20 protein-coding genes are annotated in these 15,615 nt (G+C 61.6%); 12 read left to right on the top strand and 8 right to left on the bottom strand.

The genetic code is table 11. From position 1 onward, the window contains the following. Positions 1-416: 416 nt before the first annotated feature. Both P9250_RS17660 and P9250_RS17655 read left to right on the top strand, forming a co-directional pair. Complete coding sequence (locus P9250_RS17660) at positions 417-683, top strand: HipA domain-containing protein (protein ID WP_310394364.1); 267 nt, start codon at positions 417-419, stop codon at positions 681-683. A 40-nt stretch (positions 684-723) separates the two neighbouring features. Continuing rightward, positions 724-897 carry a hypothetical protein gene (locus tag P9250_RS17655; RefSeq protein WP_310394362.1) on the top strand — a complete coding sequence of 58 codons (174 nt, stop codon included), beginning with the start codon at positions 724-726 and terminating at the stop codon, positions 895-897. Between the two features lie 277 nt (positions 898-1,174). On the opposite strand, the gene P9250_RS17650 is transcribed toward P9250_RS17655, so the two are convergent. After that, positions 1,175-1,879, bottom strand: coding sequence for a FadR/GntR family transcriptional regulator (locus P9250_RS17650; RefSeq protein WP_250509615.1), 705 nt, complete (start codon positions 1,877-1,879; stop codon positions 1,175-1,177). A gap of 333 nt (positions 1,880-2,212) precedes the next feature. On the opposite strand from P9250_RS17650, the gene garL reads away from it, so the two are divergent. The 3 genes from garL (at position 2,213) to gudD (ending at position 5,798) form a co-directional block, all read left to right on the top strand. Continuing rightward, the gene (gene garL, locus P9250_RS17645; RefSeq protein ID WP_250509614.1) at positions 2,213-2,998 is read left to right on the top strand and encodes a 2-dehydro-3-deoxyglucarate aldolase; all 786 of its coding nucleotides are present in this window, start codon (positions 2,213-2,215) and stop codon (positions 2,996-2,998) included. Between the two features lie 70 nt (positions 2,999-3,068). Beyond that, positions 3,069-3,962 (top strand): 2-hydroxy-3-oxopropionate reductase, encoded by an 894-nt coding sequence (locus tag P9250_RS17640; RefSeq protein ID WP_250465961.1) that lies wholly within the window; start codon positions 3,069-3,071, stop codon positions 3,960-3,962. A 486-nt stretch (positions 3,963-4,448) separates the two neighbouring features. After that, on the top strand, positions 4,449-5,798 hold the full coding sequence (gene gudD, locus P9250_RS17635; RefSeq protein WP_310394360.1) for a glucarate dehydratase: 1,350 nt from the start codon (positions 4,449-4,451) through the stop codon (positions 5,796-5,798). Positions 5,799-6,078: 280 nt separating this feature from the next. Here gudD and P9250_RS17630 read toward each other — a convergent pair whose 3' ends face one another. From P9250_RS17630 to P9250_RS17620, 3 genes are all read right to left on the bottom strand, one after another. Next, positions 6,079-6,897, bottom strand: a complete 819-nt coding sequence (locus tag P9250_RS17630) for a DUF72 domain-containing protein (RefSeq protein ID WP_310394357.1) — start codon at positions 6,895-6,897, stop codon at positions 6,079-6,081. Positions 6,898-6,933: 36 nt separating this feature from the next. Beyond that, positions 6,934-7,200: a cupin gene (locus tag P9250_RS17625; protein ID WP_310394355.1), complete on the bottom strand. Its 267-nt coding sequence runs from the start codon at positions 7,198-7,200 to the stop codon at positions 6,934-6,936. Between the two features lie 106 nt (positions 7,201-7,306). Next, positions 7,307-7,603, bottom strand: coding sequence for a hypothetical protein (locus tag P9250_RS17620; protein WP_250465934.1), 297 nt, complete (start codon positions 7,601-7,603; stop codon positions 7,307-7,309). A 418-nt stretch (positions 7,604-8,021) separates the two neighbouring features. Between P9250_RS17620 and arsC the strand changes: the two genes are divergently transcribed. Further along, positions 8,022-8,444 carry an arsenate reductase (glutaredoxin) gene (arsC, locus tag P9250_RS17615; RefSeq protein WP_244828133.1) on the top strand — a complete coding sequence of 141 codons (423 nt, stop codon included), beginning with the start codon at positions 8,022-8,024 and terminating at the stop codon, positions 8,442-8,444. Between the two features lie 109 nt (positions 8,445-8,553). Next, the gene (locus P9250_RS17610; RefSeq protein ID WP_250465932.1) at positions 8,554-8,826 is read left to right on the top strand and encodes a hypothetical protein; all 273 of its coding nucleotides are present in this window, start codon (positions 8,554-8,556) and stop codon (positions 8,824-8,826) included. Positions 8,827-8,932: 106 nt separating this feature from the next. Here the strand turns inward: P9250_RS17610 and P9250_RS17605 are convergent, their stop codons facing one another. After that, positions 8,933-9,427 carry an MgtC/SapB family protein gene (locus P9250_RS17605; RefSeq protein WP_250466292.1) on the bottom strand — a complete coding sequence of 165 codons (495 nt, stop codon included), beginning with the start codon at positions 9,425-9,427 and terminating at the stop codon, positions 8,933-8,935. Positions 9,428-9,558: 131 nt separating this feature from the next. On the opposite strand from P9250_RS17605, the gene P9250_RS17600 reads away from it, so the two are divergent. Next, complete coding sequence (locus P9250_RS17600; protein WP_284503230.1) at positions 9,559-9,933, top strand: RidA family protein; 375 nt, start codon at positions 9,559-9,561, stop codon at positions 9,931-9,933. A gap of 3 nt (positions 9,934-9,936) precedes the next feature. Here P9250_RS17600 and P9250_RS17595 read toward each other — a convergent pair whose 3' ends face one another. Further along, positions 9,937-10,533 (bottom strand): alpha-ketoglutarate-dependent dioxygenase AlkB, encoded by a 597-nt coding sequence (locus tag P9250_RS17595; protein WP_244826476.1) that lies wholly within the window; start codon positions 10,531-10,533, stop codon positions 9,937-9,939. Between the two features lie 131 nt (positions 10,534-10,664). Here P9250_RS17595 and P9250_RS17590 point away from each other — a divergent pair, with 131 nt between their 5' ends. Next, positions 10,665-11,054: a response regulator gene (locus tag P9250_RS17590; RefSeq protein ID WP_244826475.1), complete on the top strand. Its 390-nt coding sequence runs from the start codon at positions 10,665-10,667 to the stop codon at positions 11,052-11,054. Positions 11,055-11,061: 7 nt separating this feature from the next. On the opposite strand, the gene P9250_RS17585 is transcribed toward P9250_RS17590, so the two are convergent. Both P9250_RS17585 and P9250_RS17580 read right to left on the bottom strand, forming a co-directional pair. Next, positions 11,062-11,871, bottom strand: coding sequence for an endonuclease/exonuclease/phosphatase family protein (locus tag P9250_RS17585; RefSeq protein WP_250465929.1), 810 nt, complete (start codon positions 11,869-11,871; stop codon positions 11,062-11,064). 50 nt (positions 11,872-11,921) lie between these two features. After that, positions 11,922-12,461 (bottom strand): hypothetical protein, encoded by a 540-nt coding sequence (locus P9250_RS17580; RefSeq protein WP_310394352.1) that lies wholly within the window; start codon positions 12,459-12,461, stop codon positions 11,922-11,924. Positions 12,462-12,845: 384 nt separating this feature from the next. Here P9250_RS17580 and P9250_RS17575 point away from each other — a divergent pair, with 384 nt between their 5' ends. The 3 genes from P9250_RS17575 (at position 12,846) to P9250_RS17565 (ending at position 15,549) form a co-directional block, all read left to right on the top strand. Continuing rightward, positions 12,846-13,823 (top strand): AAA family ATPase, encoded by a 978-nt coding sequence (locus P9250_RS17575; RefSeq protein WP_310394351.1) that lies wholly within the window; start codon positions 12,846-12,848, stop codon positions 13,821-13,823. A gap of 185 nt (positions 13,824-14,008) precedes the next feature. Then, complete coding sequence (locus tag P9250_RS17570; protein ID WP_310394349.1) at positions 14,009-15,109, top strand: NAD(P)/FAD-dependent oxidoreductase; 1,101 nt, start codon at positions 14,009-14,011, stop codon at positions 15,107-15,109. A 125-nt stretch (positions 15,110-15,234) separates the two neighbouring features. Continuing rightward, positions 15,235-15,549 carry a high-potential iron-sulfur protein gene (locus P9250_RS17565; protein WP_244826470.1) on the top strand — a complete coding sequence of 105 codons (315 nt, stop codon included), beginning with the start codon at positions 15,235-15,237 and terminating at the stop codon, positions 15,547-15,549. Positions 15,550-15,615 lie beyond the last annotated feature (66 nt).

Genomic DNA, 15,615 nt, shown 5'->3' with positions numbered 1-15,615 from the left:
ATTTAACCGGCAAAAAATGCGCTTTTACTTAGCAAGCTCAGCTGAGATTTCGGAGGAATCAGGCCAGCGCCTGCGCGCTCACCGCCTTGCGCAAAATCTCCAACAGTAAAGACGTGGCAAGCCGCGCCGGCATAACAACGCGCGCACTGCGCGATATCGAACGCGGCGGACAAGGGTCGCTCGATTCTTTTATCCGCGTCGCAATGGCATATTGGGCCTTGCCGACAATCTGGATCTCCCTTTCGAACTCAAGCCGCGCTCCGATCACAAGGAAGTCTGCGCGGTCGAGGCCATGTACGGCGCCATTGCAACTGCGTGCGAACTACGAATGCCCGTCACGGCTTATTTCGATCTCGGCGATTCCATGGCCGCCTTTGGTATCGAACGATTCGATCGCGAGCTGCATGCGGGTCCCCATGCGTACGGCAGCCGGCGTGGCGCACGCCGACTTTCGCGTCCCTCAGATGCACTACGTCACGCTCTTGCGACTCATGCAGTTCATGACGCGCGATGTACGCGAAGTACTTCAGGCCTTCGAGCGATGCGTGTTCAACGTCGTCTTCGACATTCGCGACGATTACGCCAAGAACTTTTCCTTCGTGATGCACGCGCATGGCCGCTGGCAGTTTCACCCGCGTACGACCTCACGTTTAATTCAGGTCCGGGCGGCGAGCATCAAATGAATGTCTGCGGAGAGGCGAGGCCGTGACGCGCGAGCATCTCATGAAGCTCGCCAGCAAGACCGGCATCGCGCCACGTGTCGCTGCGCGCTCCATCGATCGAATCGCGGCCATCGCATCGGACTTCAAACGCTACGCCGACAACCTGCCGATAACCGTCGAAACCCTCGACGCCATGACTAAGACGATCTCGACCAACCAGGTGCGCGTGGCCTGACGCCTGTGGACAACCCTGTCAACAGCTCGACTGTTCGTCTGTTGGCGGTTTCTGGATAACTTCGCGTTAACCCGCAAACACCGAAAGTTGTCCCAGCTTCCATCCGCAAACGCGCTCGCCATACCGGACTTGTTAAATCGCCAACTCGTTGATCGGAAAAGCACGACGGTACTTATCCACTGAAACGTCTCGTGCTTGTTAACTATTACTACGTATACATACGAATCCTTTTGTTAACTTAGACAGACGAGGCGCGCTGCCCAAAACCCGTGCGATGTCAGACCGCAGCCGACGCATGCACGTCTTTCAACCGCTCACGGCTGTTGCTCAGATGCAGGCGCATTGCTGCGCGTGCATCGTCGCTGTCCTGACGCACGATCGCCCGATAAATCGCCTTGTGTTCACTCAGAACATTGCGCAGGCGTTCGATCTGATCCAGCTCTGCCAACTCCGCCCGGCCAAGCCGCGTGCGCGGACTCACGCCTCGGCCCATCTGGCTCAGGACGTCGTAGAAATATCGGTTGCCGCTTGCCCGCGCAATTTGCAGATGAAACTCGACGTCGTGTTCGAGAACATCTGTGCTGCCGCTCGTCAGTTGATCCTCGAAGTTTCTGAGCGTCGCGGCAATCTGTTTCAGATGCTGCTCCGTACGGCGTCCCGCGGCGAGCGCCGCGGCAGCGCCTTCCAGGTCGATGCGAAACTCGATGATCGCCATGATGTCCAGCAGGTTCGACAACTCGACGCCCGGTAAGCGAACGGTCTCGCGCCCGGACGGCGCCAGAATGAAAGTGCCGACGCCATGCCGCGTCTCGACGACATTCGCAGCCTGCAACCGCGACACCGCTTCGCGCACCACCGACCGGCTCACCGACAGTTGCTTCATCAACGCGGCTTCGGTCGGAATCCGGTCGCCAGGTCGCAGAACGCCACGCTCGATTTCCTCGAACAACGTGGTGACAACTTTATCGGTCAGACTCGCCATGTTCTTTTGATGTTGGGAAGAATGGTGTGGTCGGACATCTTGTCTGCGCCGTGGGCAGCGCCTGTAACTTGGATGTCAGACAACGCATCTTGTCGTCACGCCGTTCGTTCGTCAACTCGGCGATTCCAGCGCTCGCAGCGCTTAACAAATAGGATGTCATATAACTTGTCGCGCTTAACGATACCGCTTTAAACGTCGCCGCAAAAAGGATTAAGGGTTAACTCCGCTGTCTAATCTGGATGAAAACACAGTACCCTGTGTTAAGACGTCTGATGACATTTGCAATCTCAGACACCGGCTTCTCATCGAAAGACAGTCGCTCAAGGAGACACCATGTCATCAACGGCACCTTATCAAGCTTTGCCCAATACCTTCCGGGCGGCGCTTCTCGCACGCAAGAAAGTGATTGGATGCTGGACGTCGCTTGCCAGTCCTATCGTCGCGGAATTGCTCGGCGTTGTCGGCTTCGACTGGATTCTGCTTGACGCCGAGCACGCGCCCAACGATTCCATCACGCTGATTCCGCAGCATATGGCGCTAAAAGACAGCGTCAGTGCGCCCGTGGTGCGGCCACCGGCCAACGACGCCGTCGCCATCAAGCGCTTGCTCGACGCGGGCTTCGTCAACTTTCTCGTTCCGTTCGTCGATAGCGCCGACGACGCTCGCCGCGCCGTGGCATCCACACGCTATCCGCCGCAGGGCATTCGCGGCGTGTCGGTCGGGCATCGGGGCAACCGGTATGGCACGGTGCCCAATTACTTCGACCTGGCCAACGACAACATCGCCGTCGCGGTGCAGATCGAAAGCCGCGCGGCCGTCGAAGCCATCGACGAAATCGCGGCCGTCGACGGCGTCGATGCGCTCTTCGTCGGGCCTTCGGATCTCGCGGCATCGTACGGACATCTCGGCAATGCGAATCATCCGGACGTACAAGCCGCCATCAAACATGTCTTCGAACGCGTGCACGCGGCTGGCAAGTCGAGCGGCATTCTCGCGCCCGTGCAGCAGGAAGCCGAGCGCTATCTCGCGCTGGACTGCACGATGGTCGCGGTCTGCGCCGACCTGGGGCTACTCAGGAACGCCGCGCAGGGCGTGAAGAGGCACTTCATCCAGGAGTAAGCTGCGCGGGTGGCAAGACCCGCGGCTGACTTCGAGAATCGAATCTGAAAACCGACCAAGGAGCGACACAATGCAAAAGGCAGGCTTTATCGGACTGGGCATCATGGGCAATCCCATGGCCGCCAATCTCCTCAAGAACGGCGTCGAACTCGCAGCATTCACGCGCAGCGGCGTGCCCGCCGATCTGACCGGCGCGGGCGCCAAGGCGTGCGATAGCCCGGCGGATGTCGCCGCCCAGGCCGACATCATTTTCCTGATGGTGCCGGACACGCCCGACGTAGAGCGCGTGCTGTTCGGCGAGAACGGCGTCGCGCAGAACTTGCGCGCGGGTCAGATCGTCGTCGATATGAGCTCGATCTCACCCATCGCCACGCGCGAGTTCGCGGCGAAGGTGCGCGAGCGCGGCGCGGATTACCTCGATGCGCCCGTTTCCGGCGGTGAAGTCGGCGCGAAGGCGGCATCGCTCACCATCATGGTCGGCGGCGCGCAGGCGACCTTCGACAAGGTCAAGCCGTACTTCGACATGATGGGCAAGAACATCTCGCTGATCGGCGAAGTGGGCGCCGGGCAGGTCTGCAAGGTGGCGAATCAGGTGATCGTCGCGGCAACCATCGAAGCAGTCGGCGAAGCGCTGCTGCTGGCGTCGAAGGCCGGCGTCGATGCCGAGAAGGTTCGCACCGCGCTAATGGGCGGCTTCGCGTCGTCACGCATTCTCGAAGTGCACGGCGAGCGCATGACCAAGCGCACGTTCAATCCGGGCTTCCGGATCGAATTGCATCAGAAGGACTTGAATCTGGCACTGGCGACCGCGCAGTCGCTTGGCGTGTCGCTGCCGAACACGGCGACGTGTCAGCAGTTGTTCAACTCGTGCAGCGCGCATGGCGGCAAGGCGTGGGATCACTCGGGAATGGTTCGCGCGCTGGAGATCATGGCGAATCATGAGATTGGGCAGGAAAAGAAGTAAGACGCTGGTTCAACTGTCGTCGACAAGCCGGCGTTCGCCGGCTTTTGTTTTTGGCTGGCTCGTTGGAGCTTGGCCCTTGCCGTGAGGCTCGACGCGGGCGCACTCGCTATTAGTTGTCGGACGTCTTAATTAACCTTTGCCGATTTGGACCGCTGGAAGGATCGAGGGGCTCTAAAGGGCTTGTAGAAAGGACTCAAGCGTGACAGGGTAAACGCCGAATTGGTGTTCAAGCCGACTCGCGATACCATGTCATCTGACAACGTATAACGATGACGGCGTGCTTCTGCATGTCACATAACGCGCGCGAACCGCTGATCGTATATTGCGCGGAAAGACGACGAAGACGCGCTACATCACTTTCATGAATACCGGCGTTGCGACGCGCGAGACATCGTCTTGGTTCTCCGCGTGCCATCGGTGCCGCGACTCAATGTGCTCTCGCGCGAAAGCAAGCGCAGCGCAAACCAACCCAACGAAGCTCCGACCATGTCCACTCAAGCACCTCAAGCGAACGCCACACCCAAAGTCACCGACCTGCGCGTCGTACCGGTCGCGGGCCGTGACAGCATGCTCATGAACCTGAGTGGCGCGCACGGGCCGTTCTTCACGCGCAACATCGTGATCCTCACCGATAGCGCGGGCAATCAGGGCGTCGGCGAAGTCCCGGGCGGCGAGAGCATCCGCAAGACGATCGACGATGCGCGCGCGCTCGTCGTCGGGCAATCTATCGGCAACATGCAGGCGGTGCTGAACCGCGTGCGCACGCAATTCGCGGATCGCGACGCGGGCGGCCGCGGCCTGCAGACGTTCGACTTGCGTACGACCATCCACGCCGTCACCGCGCTCGAAGCGGCGCTGCTCGATTTGCTCGGTCAGCATCTGGGCGTGCCGGTCGCGGCGTTGCTCGGCGAAGGGCAGCAGCGCGACGAAGTGGAGATGCTCGGCTATCTGTTCTATGTCGGCGATCGCAACAAGACGGACCTGCCGTACGCGAGCGGCGCGGATGGCCGCGACGACTGGGAACGCCTGCGCACCGAAGAAGCGATGACACCGGAAGCGGTCGTCCGTCTGGCCGAGGCCGCGAAGGCGCGCTACGGCTTCAACGATTTCAAGTTGAAGGGCGGCGTGCTATCCGGCGACGAAGAGATGCAGGCGACGACCGCGCTCGCGGAACGCTTCCCGGAAGCGCGCGTGACGCTCGATCCGAACGGCGCGTGGTCGCTTGCCGAAGCCATCCGCCTGTGTCGCGACAAGCACGACGTTCTGGCCTACGCCGAAGATCCGTGCGGCGCGGAAAACGGTTACTCGGGCCGCGAAGTGATGGCCGAATTCCGCCGCGCGACTGGCCTGCCGACGGCCACCAACATGATCGCGACCGACTGGCGGCAGATGGGTCACGCAATCCAGTTGCAATCCGTTGATATTCCGCTTGCCGATCCGCACTTCTGGACCATGCAAGGCTCGGTGCGCGTCGCGCAGATGTGCAACGACTGGGGTCTTACGTGGGGATCGCATTCGAACAACCACTTCGATGTATCGCTCGCGATGTTCACGCATGTGGCCGCCGCCGCGCCGGGCAAGATCACCGCAATCGATACGCACTGGATCTGGCAGGACGGCCAGCGTCTGACGCGAGATCCGCTGCAAATCGTGGGCGGAAAGGTGAAGGTGCCGGAGCAGCCGGGTTTAGGCGTAGAACTCGATATGGATGAAGTGGAGAAGGCGCACGCGCTGTATCTGCAACACGGACTCGGCGCGCGCGATGATGGCGTCGCCATGCAGTGTCTGATTCCGAACTGGAAGTTCGATAACAAGAGGCCTTGCATGGTGCGATGAGCGGGCAGTGATCTAAGGGACTGCGGCGAAAATGCTTCGTTTGGGGGCGGGGCATTTTTGTCGCGAGGGAAGAAGCGTCTGGAATCTTCGGCGTAATCTTCGCCGTCGCTGCGACATTGGGAATTGCACTGATCCTTATCGGCCGAACGGCATTTGGTTACAACACCCTGCTACCGCCTGTGAAAGGGAACTGACATAAATCCGGTGACGGCTCTTTACCTACGAAGCGGCAAAGACACCGTCACCGGTCGCTACCCGAGGAACGTTCGCCTCAGTCAAATTACGTCGTCCCATTGATTCGTTCGGTCAGTGCAATTGCCGCAGCGGGATTGCGCTCCTTATAACCACTGATGACGTAAAGAAACACATCCCGCGAACCGACCTTCGCACCCGCGCTTGTCGATGCCCTCGCCATATCCTCAGGCACGCCACCCGCCGCCCATTCTTTCGCGCGGCTCGCCCAGCCATCGAGCGCCGCCTTCGAGTAACCTTGCTTCTGCTTCTCTGTCGTTCCCATGATGCGTGCATAGACGAATGGTGCGGTCGTATCCGCGATTTGCGGATACTTCGAGTCTCCCGCGACGACAATCGCCACGCGATGCTTTCGCGCCAGCGCCACGAATGCCGGATCGCTGAAACTCTCGTGTCGCACTTCGACGGCATGACGAATTGCGCGGCCTTCCACTTTCGCGGGCAGCAGCTTGAGGAAAGCGCCGAAGTCATCGGCATCGAACTTCTTGGTCGCTGCAAATTGCCAGTTGATCGGGCCGAGCTTGTTCTGTAGTTCCAGCAAGCCGCTCTTGAAGAAACGCTCGATGGTTTCGCCCGCATCGGCGAGTACTCGGCGATTGGTCGCGTAACGCGGCGCCTTCAGTGAGAACACGAAGTCGTCCGGGGCTTCATCGCGCCATTTGGCGAAGGTCTCGGGCTTTTGCGAGCCATAGAACGTGCCGTTCACCTCGATGGTCGTGAGCGCGCGGCTCGCGTATTCGAGCTCCTGCTTCTGCGCGAGTCCCTTCGGATAGAACGTGCCGCGCCAGGGCTCGAACGTCCATCCGCCAATACCGACGCGAATCCGCGCCGTCTTTCGCGTGGCCATATGTCGTCCTCGATGTCGTGTGTTCGCCGATGCGGCTTACTTGCGTCCAACCAGATAGGTCACGCCTTGCGGTCCGTAGCGTTCTTCATGCTCGAGATTCGCGGACAGCTGGAAGATCTCGCCGACGCGATACAGCCGCTCGTCATCGCCAACGCGGATGGCGATCTCGCCTTCGACAATTAGCGCCTTGGCTTCGAAGGGATGCGCGTGAATATCCATTACGCCGTTCGGCTCGCGCGTGACGGTCACGACTTCTTGAAAGCCCTCCTCGGGAAGAAGGGCGAGGAATTCGTCTCGGTGCATGGCGATCGTTCCAAAGGGAAAAGGAAAGCGCGCCCGCATACGAGAATGCGAGCGCACGGGATCATGCACCGGATGCTAGCGCAACTTTCAGGCCGCGCTTGCTGCTTCAGTTGCCGAAGAATATGTCGCAGGGCGGCCCGCGCACGCACGGCTTGGAGATGCCCGCGTTGGTTCCGGTCGTGCCGATTGCGCCAGTGGCGCCACGAGAGGCGGGCGCGCCGCCATACGACATATCGCCCGTTTGGCCTTGCGTGCTGCCTTGCATCGCCGGTTGCGACGAGGTATCCGCCGTGGTTTGTCCCGGCACCTGCGCCGTGCGGTAATACGTTTCCTGCGCCGAGGCGCTGCCAGCAGCCACCAGTAGCGAGGCGGCAAGCGCCGTCGCGACGAGACGTGTTTTCATATCGACTCCTTGAATGAGATGCACGAACCGACAATGGCCGGGTCGCGCTATTCGTTGTAGCGAACCGTCGTTCGCACACGACGTGCCACGGTGCGTTCTACTCGATGGCAGTGCGCGAAGAGGCGTCAGGGCCGGTTCCGGTCGGCTTCTGCCATGCGACCACTTGCCGGACTTGTAGATATGCAATTCGAAGGCGACTGCGAAGCAGACAGGGACGAACGCCAGTAAGACCGCTGGCGGATGATCCACCCAGGACATGCCGCATTGCACACTTCGTTATAGGCCGCGCAGCCGCGATTGAACAGGGTATTTGCTGCATCGCTGGCAATCCGGTCGGTGGCCTGACGCAAGCCGGGCGTGCGCGTCATCGTGAGGTCGGCCTAGAATGCCGAATGTGATCATCAAGGACATCGCCGACATGACTGTCATCATCTATCACAACCCGAAGTGCGGCACCTCGCGCAACACACTCGCGCTGATCCGCAATGCGGGCATCGAGCCGAAAGTCGTCGAGTATCTGACCGCGCCGCCGGATCGCGCGACGCTCACTTCGCTCATCGCGCGCGCCGGGCTTTCCGTGCGCGAAGCGCTGCGCGAAAAGGGCACGCCCTACGCCGAGCTCGGCTTGGGCGACACGAGTCTCACCGACGAGCAACTCATCGACGCCATGCTCGCGCATCCAATCCTCATCAATCGTCCCTTCGTCGATACCCCGAAAGGCGCGCGACTGTGCCGTCCATCCGAACTCGTGATCGATCTTTTGCCGGAGCCGCAAAAAGGACCTTTTGCAAAGGAAGACGGCGAAGTGGTTATCGACGAAGCAGGCAAACGCTTGCTCTGACTTGACCGTTACCTGACGTTACCTTTCTCGCGGGTCTGTTGCACCTGTGTCAGGAATCGCCTTCTAGACTGCACTCGACATCACGCAATCGGGGCAAGGAGAAGGCGACATGAAGAAGCAGCTTGCAACTGTGGCAATCGCGTTGGCAGGACTCGGGGGTTTGGCGGTATCGACGGCTGCATCGGCGCATGTCGATGTCGCGGTAGGCGTCGGCGTGCCGGTTTATGCGCAGGCCCAGCCGGTCTACGTGCAGCCCGCATACGGATACGGCTACGGCGATGAACGCTGGCGCGAACATGAATGGCGACGCCACGAGCGCGAGCGTCATTGGCGGCATGAGATGCATCGCGAACAACGCTGGCGCGAACATCACGGCTGGTAAGCGCATCGACTTTCTGCGCCTGGAAACGCGGCGGGCCGCAAGGTTGCGCCGCGTTGCTTTTTCAATGATGCGAGAGTGCGCCGACGCGCACAGGCAACTCCGCCAGTCACTCTTCCTCGCCAATACCCGCCGGACGTTGACTCGGCGGCTTGCGCATCCAGCGCTTCAGCAAGCCTTTCTCGATGATCCGCCCAACCGTCAGCAGCACGATGAGGATCACCGTGGCGATCAGCGCGAGACTCCATACGCCGAGCCCACACAGAATGCCCACGGCCGCCGTCACCCAGATGGAAGCCGCCGTGGTCAGCCCGCGAATGCGGTTCTCGCGCGGATTCTGAATGATCACGCCCGCGCCCAGAAAGCCGATGCCCGTCACGATGCCTTGCACCACCCGCGAGACTTCGGTGTTGTGCGCGAGCGGCTCGGTGGCAAATCCGAGCGCACACATGGTCGCGATGCATGCACCTAGCGACACGAGCCCGAGCGTCTTCATGCCGGTCGGTTTGCCGTGCAGATCGCGATCGACGCCGATGATGCAGCCGATCGCCACCGCGACGAGCATGCGGACGACGGCATCGATGAGAATGGGTTGAGGAAGCATCGCGAAGAAACAGGACTGGAAGGGACGCTGCATCTTCGCATCAAAGGTCCGGACGCGCGCGGGATATTTTGGCGGGCTAACGTGCCGGTTGCTTGCAAGGAGACAACGTGAACCACCGTCCCAAATTCTCGATGATCGATGCCGCGCCGACGCCTGTCGGCCCGTTCTCCCACGCGGCAGAAGCCGACGGCTGGGTTTTCCTCACCGGCCAAATGCCGACCGACCCCAACGACGACAACGCCCCGCTGCCCGAGGGCGTCGCCGCGCAGACGCGCCGCGTGATGGATAACCTGATCCTGGTGCTGACGGGACTCGGCCTCACGCTCGACAGCGTGGTGAGCGCGCGCATCTTCCTCACCGAGTTCAAGCGCGACTACGACGCGATGAACGCCGTGTACCGCTCCTACTTTCTGCCGAAGCCGCTGCCGGCGCGCACGTGCATCGGCGTGACGGGCCTTGCGCGCGATGCGCTCGTCGAGATCGATTTCGTCGCGCGGCGACCCTGAAGTTCAACGCCGCTTCGATGCGTCGACCCAGCGAAACGTCAAGTTGATGCGTTCGCCGCGCGCGCCCGGCTCCTTCGGCACGCGATGCACCCATTCGAGCTGCGTGCGTCCGCGCATCACGAGCAGGCTGCCGTGCGTCAGCGCGAGCGCGTGCGTGGCATGCGTGCGCGCGTGGCGGAATTCGAATGCACGCGTGGCGCCAAGACTCACCGACGCGATCACCGGCTCGGGCCCGAGCTCGCGTTCCTTGTCGGCGTGCCAGCCCATGCTGTCGAGCCCCGTGCGATAACGGTTGAGGAGCACGCTGTTGAAACGCGCGGCGCACACGTCCTGAGCGGCATCGCGCAACCGGGCGACGGCGGGCGTCCACGGCTGCGGCACGTTGCGGATGCCCGAGTAGACATAGACGGCATCCGGCTCGCCTTGCCACGCGGTCAGGCGCGGCAGCGGCAAACGGCCGCGGGGCGTGTTCATCGTGTCCTGCTGCCAGCTTACTTCCGCGATCAGCTCGCCCATGAGATCGGAACCGGCGTCGGAGTCGATCCAGTCCGGGTGCCACACGATATCGGGTTTGGGAATGTCGTCGAAGAGATCGAACATGGGAACGCCGGCGTGCGCGGAAAAAGTCCACGATAGCAGAGCTGTCGCATGCTGCCTTGCGCCCTCATTTCATCAGGCTCGGGCGTTGTGCTACAGTCGCCTCGCCATCTTGAAAATGTACGAGGACACGCATGAACACCACCGCCGAAGCGACCGGCGGCGCGGCGTCGAGCCGGCGCATTCTGATTGTCGACGACAGCGAGGACGCCGCGCTTGCCATGTCGATGCTGCTCGAAGCATTGGGCCACGAAGTGCGCACGGAGCACGACGGTCCGCGCGCGTTGCAGTCCATCGACGATTTCAAACCCGACGTGGTGCTGCTCGATATCGGTCTGCCGGGCATGAACGGCTTCGACGTGGCGCGCGAGATGCGCAAGCGCCCCGTCACGCGCGACGCCTTGCTGCTCGCGCTGACCGGTTACGGCAGCGACGCGGATCGCCAGAATTCGATCGATGCCGGCTTCGATCATCACCTCACCAAGCCAGTTTCCATCGACGCTCTGGAAGCGCTGCTCGGCTAACGCCGCCTCATTCCTCGACGCGCAGTCTCGCCATATACGGCAAGTGATCGGACAGCCATGCGGTGTCCTGCGTCGGCACGAGCCATTCGACAGGCTTAAGACCGCGCACGAACATCTTGTCGAGCGCGAGCGCGGGCGAGAACGCCGGAAAGGTGCGGCCGGATTCGCCGAGCATCGTCGCGACCTCGCTCATGCCGAGTTCGCGAAAGAGCGGCACGGAATCGTTGCGCCAGTCGTTGAAATCGCCTGCCAGCACGAGCGGGCCTTCCGGCGCTTCCTTCGCAATCCAGTGCGCGATCCAGTTCATCTGACGCAGACGCGCGGAACGCGTGAGCGCCAGATGCGCGCACAAGAGCGTGATGGCCTTGCCGGCGAAAGTGGCGCGCGCGACCAGCAAGCCACGCTTTTCGAAGCGATGCGCCGAGATGTCCCAGCGCCCGGACAGATCCAGCGGATGCGGCGACAAGATGGCGTTGCCGTGCCGCCACGACGGCTTGAACACGTTCGGCCCGAGGGCGATCTGCAATTCGAGCGCGGTGGCGATTTCGGTGGCCTGGCAATGCCAGACATCGTCGAGCGGCGCTGCAAGCGGGTTGCCGAAGCCGCTTGCGAGCACGGGCTGCGGCATGCGCCGCGCCATCGCTTCCTGGAGAAAATAGACGTCGGCGTTGGTGGTCTGAACCCACCGCTGCATGGCGTTCCAGGCGCGCAGTCCGAGCGGTGAGCGGCCCTTGTGGAGATTCCAGCTTACGGCGGTGAAGTCCGGCGTGCCGTTGTGCGTGGATGGACCTGGCGGAAGATGTTCTGGGTTTCGCATGCGTTCGTTGTGTGGTGACGCGGCCTCTCTACTTTATGTCACGAAGGCCGTCATTGCGTTGCTGGTGCCGAAGCCATGCTCGCGCGCACTCGATACAGCAGCGTCGGATTGCTGTCGACGATCTTCCATTCGCCCCATTCGCCGGGCTTCAGCACGAGCCCCGGATGCGATCCGCTCACCTGACGCGGCACCGGCGGCAATTTGCAGCCGGCCGCCGTGCTCCGCGAGGAATCATCCTGAAGCGTTTCCTGAGCGTCGATGGCGAGCGTGATGTCGTCGGCGCTCGCGTGCGTCGGCGAAACGGTGATGGTGCGCGTGAGATCGATGTCGCCCGCTGGCTGATTCGCACAGCCGACCTGATTCTGCGTGATGTTGTGATGCGTATCGGTGCGCGCCTGGCCGACATTCGTCGTGGCGGAAAACGAATCGATTTGCTGACCGTCGCGCACGACCTGCAACTCCCAGTCGACAGGCTGCGGCGTGCTGGACTGCGCCCAGGCAGGTCCCGCCGATACCACCACGAGGCACGCGCTCGCAGCAAGCGCAAATCGAAAGGGGAACGGCAAGACGGTTCGTGTTGTTCTTTGCATTGAAGGCTTCTCCGGCGCACGGGCGGTTCGGATGGCGGCGTTTCGCTTTTGCGCGTGATCTGCTTGGGCGAAAAGCCGCTGGATCGGCGTTTCCTCGGCGACTTGATTCTGACCGGGCTGCACGGCTACGGTTCAGCCAGAATCCTTACCAAAACCCGACATATGAGGCCGCACAAAACACTTCGCAGCCAGGTTGGAAAAACGCCGCAGAAAAACAGCACGTTTCGAACCCGCTCGCGGCACGCTCACACGTGGGACGAACGATGATACTCGCGCCTGCGCTACGCGGCGGAATTGGCAGCAGACCCGCGAGACTGCTCGCTTGCGTGGTGTTTTGTCGTCGCTACACTGGCTTTGTCGACCAAAACAATGACGGGGTGTGACATGACGACAGCCGTGGTGAAACAGGAACTGGCGGTGGCATCGTTCAGCAAGGTCTACAGTCTCGACGACGTGGAAACCGCGCTCAACGACTTGTCCGAAGGCGCAAGCGACGCCCTGCGCGCTACTTACGAGAAGATGCTCAAGGTCGGCAATCTGCGCTTCTGCGTGAAGCCGAATCGCATGCCGTGCATCGACGACCTTGCGGCTTCCCTGCCGAACTTCGAGGAGCCGCTCGACGACATTCGCAAGCAGATCGCGCTGTGCCTCGAAACCGAGGACCGCCTCGAACTCATGCCAATGCTGTTGCTCGGCGAACCCGGCATCGGCAAGACGCATTTTGCGAAGCAGCTTGCGCGAATGCTCGGGACCACGTCGCATTACGTGGCGATGAGTTCGCTCACCGCCGGATGGATTCTCTCGGGCGCGTCGTCGCAATGGCGCAACGCCAAGCCAGGCAAGGTGTTCGACGCCCTTGTGAACGGCAGCTTTGCGAACCCCGTCATTACCGTCGATGAAATCGACAAGGCCACCGGCGACGCGCAATACGATCCGCTCGGCGCGCTTTACGCGTTGCTCGAACACGACACGGCGCAGACTTTTATCGACGAATTCGCGGAAGTGCCGATCAACGCGGGCAACGTCGTGTGGATTGCAACGGCCAACGACGCGCGCGCCATTCCCGAGCCGATCATGAACCGCATGAACGTCTACGAGATTCCCGCGCCGGATCGCGACGGCGCGCGTCGTATCGCGCAGGCGATTTACGACGACATCCGCACGACGCACGCGTGGGGCCGGCGCTTTCCCGAAACGCTCGGCGATGCCCCGCTCGATGCGCTCACGCAAGCCTCGCCACGCGGCATGCGGCGCGCGATGCTCAACGCGTTTGGCAACGCGCGTATCGACGGACGGCATCACGTCGAGGCGCGCGATATCCAGCTCGACCGTAATTCGCGCAAGAAAGCGATCGGTTTTTAAAGCGCACGAATTTTTGGAATTGCCAAAAAAGCCATGGAAACATGGCTTTTTTGTCATCGGACGGCCAGTTTCATGCCTTTTTCTGCATTGCTCCGTAATTCGGTTCAATTGCCATGCGTTTGTTGTGCAACTCGCAATAGTCAAGAACGTAGAATGGTTGCGAGCTATCTTGCGACGGAACGGACATGGATCGGATCGAGTGCATGGTAATCGGCGCGGGCGTGGTTGGGCTTGCGATTGCGCGGCAACTGGCGATGCGCGGGCGCGAAGTGATCGTGCTGGAAGCGGGCGAGGCGATCGGCATTGGCACCAGTTCGCGGAACAGCGAAGTGATTCACGCGGGCATCTACTATCCGCGTGGATCGCAGAAAGCCGAGCTGTGCGTGCGTGGGCGCGAAATGCTGTACGAATACTGCCGCGAGCATGGCGTGCCGCATCGGCAATGCGGCAAGCTGCTCGTTGCCACGGCGCGCAATCAGATTCCGCAGCTTGCGGGCATCGAACAGAAGGGCCTGGAAAATCGCGTGGAAGGTCTCGTGCGGATCAGCGGCGCACAGGCGGCGGAGATGGAGCCGCAACTGACGTGCGTCGAGGCGGTGTGGTCGCCGAGTACGGGAATTGTCGACAGTCACCAGTACATGCTGGCGCTACAAGGAGATGCCGAGAATCACGGCGCGAACATCGTGTTTCATACGCCGGTGGCCGCCATCGACGCGCGCGAGGGCTGCTTTATCGTAGAGACCGGCGGCGATGCCCCGGCGCGCTTTCGGGCGTCGTTTCTGATCAACAGCGCGGGGCTTCACGCGAACAGGATCGCCAGCAAGATTCGCGGTCTCGACGATCGTCACGTGCCGCCGCTCTACTTCGCGAAGGGCAACTACTTCAGCGTGAGCGGGCGCGCACCGTTCGAACGGCTCATCTATCCGATGCCCAATGAAGCGGGACTCGGCGTGCATCTGACCGTCGACATGGGCGGCCAAGCCAAGTTCGGTCCTGATGTCGAATGGGTGCAGTCGCTCAATTACGATGTCGATCCGCGCCGCGCCGATTCCTTCTACGCCGCGATTCGTGCGTATTGGCCGGGTCTGCCTGACGACGCGCTGCAGCCAGCCTACGCGGGCATCAGGCCGAAGCTCTCGGGTCCGGGGCAGGCAGCCGCCGACTTCATGATTCAAGGCAAGTCCGCGCATGGCGTGCCGGGGCTCGTGAATCTGTTCGGTATCGAATCGCCCGGACTGACGGCTTCACTCGCCATCGCCGAGCGCGTGGCGGACATGATGCGTTAGCCGCGATTCCCCCGGGTTCTTATCTATAACATTTGGCTTCATCGATTCGCTTCCGGATTGTTATGCTCGGGCATCGCCGTCGTCAGAACGGCGTTTTCCCCCAATACAACATGGAGCGAGTCACCATGAAGGCATCTCGTCGTACGTTTCTCATCACCAGCGTGGGCGTTGCATCGACGTTCGCGCTCGGCTCGAAAGCCGCTTTCGCCGACGCACCGAAGGTCGACGAAAACGATCCCACCGCCAAGGCGCTCGGCTACAAGGAAGACGCGACCAAGGTCGATAAGGCCAAGTTCGCCAAGTACGCCGCCGGCGAAGACTGCGGCAACTGCCAGTTCTATCAAGGCAAGGCCGCCGATGCCTACGCGCCGTGTCCGATGTTCGCGAACAAGCAGGTCGCCTCGAAGGGCTGGTGCGGCGCGTATGTAAAGAAGGCCTGAGCTTCCCTCGTTGGACGACGAACGCGCCTGGCGGCATTGCCCGGCGCGTTTTGCGTTGTAGCCGCT

Origin of the sequence: Caballeronia sp. LP006 (assembly GCF_031450995.1) — a bacterium.
Taxonomy (GTDB): Bacteria; Pseudomonadota; Gammaproteobacteria; order Burkholderiales; family Burkholderiaceae; genus Caballeronia.
This window is presented reverse-complemented; position numbering and strand designations above follow the sequence as displayed.

What these genes read in the sequence shown, in the direction of transcription:
- P9250_RS17660 (WP_310394364.1), top strand. Translation starts at nt 417, where the DNA reads ATGCGTACGGCAGCCGGCGTGGCGCACGCCGACTTTCGCGTCCCTCAG.
- P9250_RS17655 (WP_310394362.1), top strand. Translation starts at nt 724, where the DNA reads ATGAAGCTCGCCAGCAAGACCGGCATCGCGCCACGTGTCGCTGCGCGC.
- P9250_RS17650 (WP_250509615.1), bottom strand. Translation starts at nt 1,879, where the DNA reads ATGGCGAGTCTGACCGATAAAGTTGTCACCACGTTGTTCGAGGAAATC.
- garL (WP_250509614.1), top strand. Translation starts at nt 2,213, where the DNA reads ATGTCATCAACGGCACCTTATCAAGCTTTGCCCAATACCTTCCGGGCG.
- P9250_RS17640 (WP_250465961.1), top strand. Translation starts at nt 3,069, where the DNA reads ATGCAAAAGGCAGGCTTTATCGGACTGGGCATCATGGGCAATCCCATG.
- gudD (WP_310394360.1), top strand. Translation starts at nt 4,449, where the DNA reads ATGTCCACTCAAGCACCTCAAGCGAACGCCACACCCAAAGTCACCGAC.
- P9250_RS17630 (WP_310394357.1), bottom strand. Translation starts at nt 6,897, where the DNA reads ATGGCCACGCGAAAGACGGCGCGGATTCGCGTCGGTATTGGCGGATGG.
- P9250_RS17625 (WP_310394355.1), bottom strand. Translation starts at nt 7,200, where the DNA reads ATGCACCGAGACGAATTCCTCGCCCTTCTTCCCGAGGAGGGCTTTCAA.
- P9250_RS17620 (WP_250465934.1), bottom strand. Translation starts at nt 7,603, where the DNA reads ATGAAAACACGTCTCGTCGCGACGGCGCTTGCCGCCTCGCTACTGGTG.
- arsC (WP_244828133.1), top strand. Translation starts at nt 8,022, where the DNA reads ATGACTGTCATCATCTATCACAACCCGAAGTGCGGCACCTCGCGCAAC.
- P9250_RS17610 (WP_250465932.1), top strand. Translation starts at nt 8,554, where the DNA reads ATGAAGAAGCAGCTTGCAACTGTGGCAATCGCGTTGGCAGGACTCGGG.
- P9250_RS17605 (WP_250466292.1), bottom strand. Translation starts at nt 9,427, where the DNA reads ATGCTTCCTCAACCCATTCTCATCGATGCCGTCGTCCGCATGCTCGTC.
- P9250_RS17600 (WP_284503230.1), top strand. Translation starts at nt 9,559, where the DNA reads ATGATCGATGCCGCGCCGACGCCTGTCGGCCCGTTCTCCCACGCGGCA.
- P9250_RS17595 (WP_244826476.1), bottom strand. Translation starts at nt 10,533, where the DNA reads ATGTTCGATCTCTTCGACGACATTCCCAAACCCGATATCGTGTGGCAC.
- P9250_RS17590 (WP_244826475.1), top strand. Translation starts at nt 10,665, where the DNA reads ATGAACACCACCGCCGAAGCGACCGGCGGCGCGGCGTCGAGCCGGCGC.
- P9250_RS17585 (WP_250465929.1), bottom strand. Translation starts at nt 11,871, where the DNA reads ATGCGAAACCCAGAACATCTTCCGCCAGGTCCATCCACGCACAACGGC.
- P9250_RS17580 (WP_310394352.1), bottom strand. Translation starts at nt 12,461, where the DNA reads ATGCAAAGAACAACACGAACCGTCTTGCCGTTCCCCTTTCGATTTGCG.
- P9250_RS17575 (WP_310394351.1), top strand. Translation starts at nt 12,846, where the DNA reads ATGACGACAGCCGTGGTGAAACAGGAACTGGCGGTGGCATCGTTCAGC.
- P9250_RS17570 (WP_310394349.1), top strand. Translation starts at nt 14,009, where the DNA reads ATGGATCGGATCGAGTGCATGGTAATCGGCGCGGGCGTGGTTGGGCTT.
- P9250_RS17565 (WP_244826470.1), top strand. Translation starts at nt 15,235, where the DNA reads ATGAAGGCATCTCGTCGTACGTTTCTCATCACCAGCGTGGGCGTTGCA.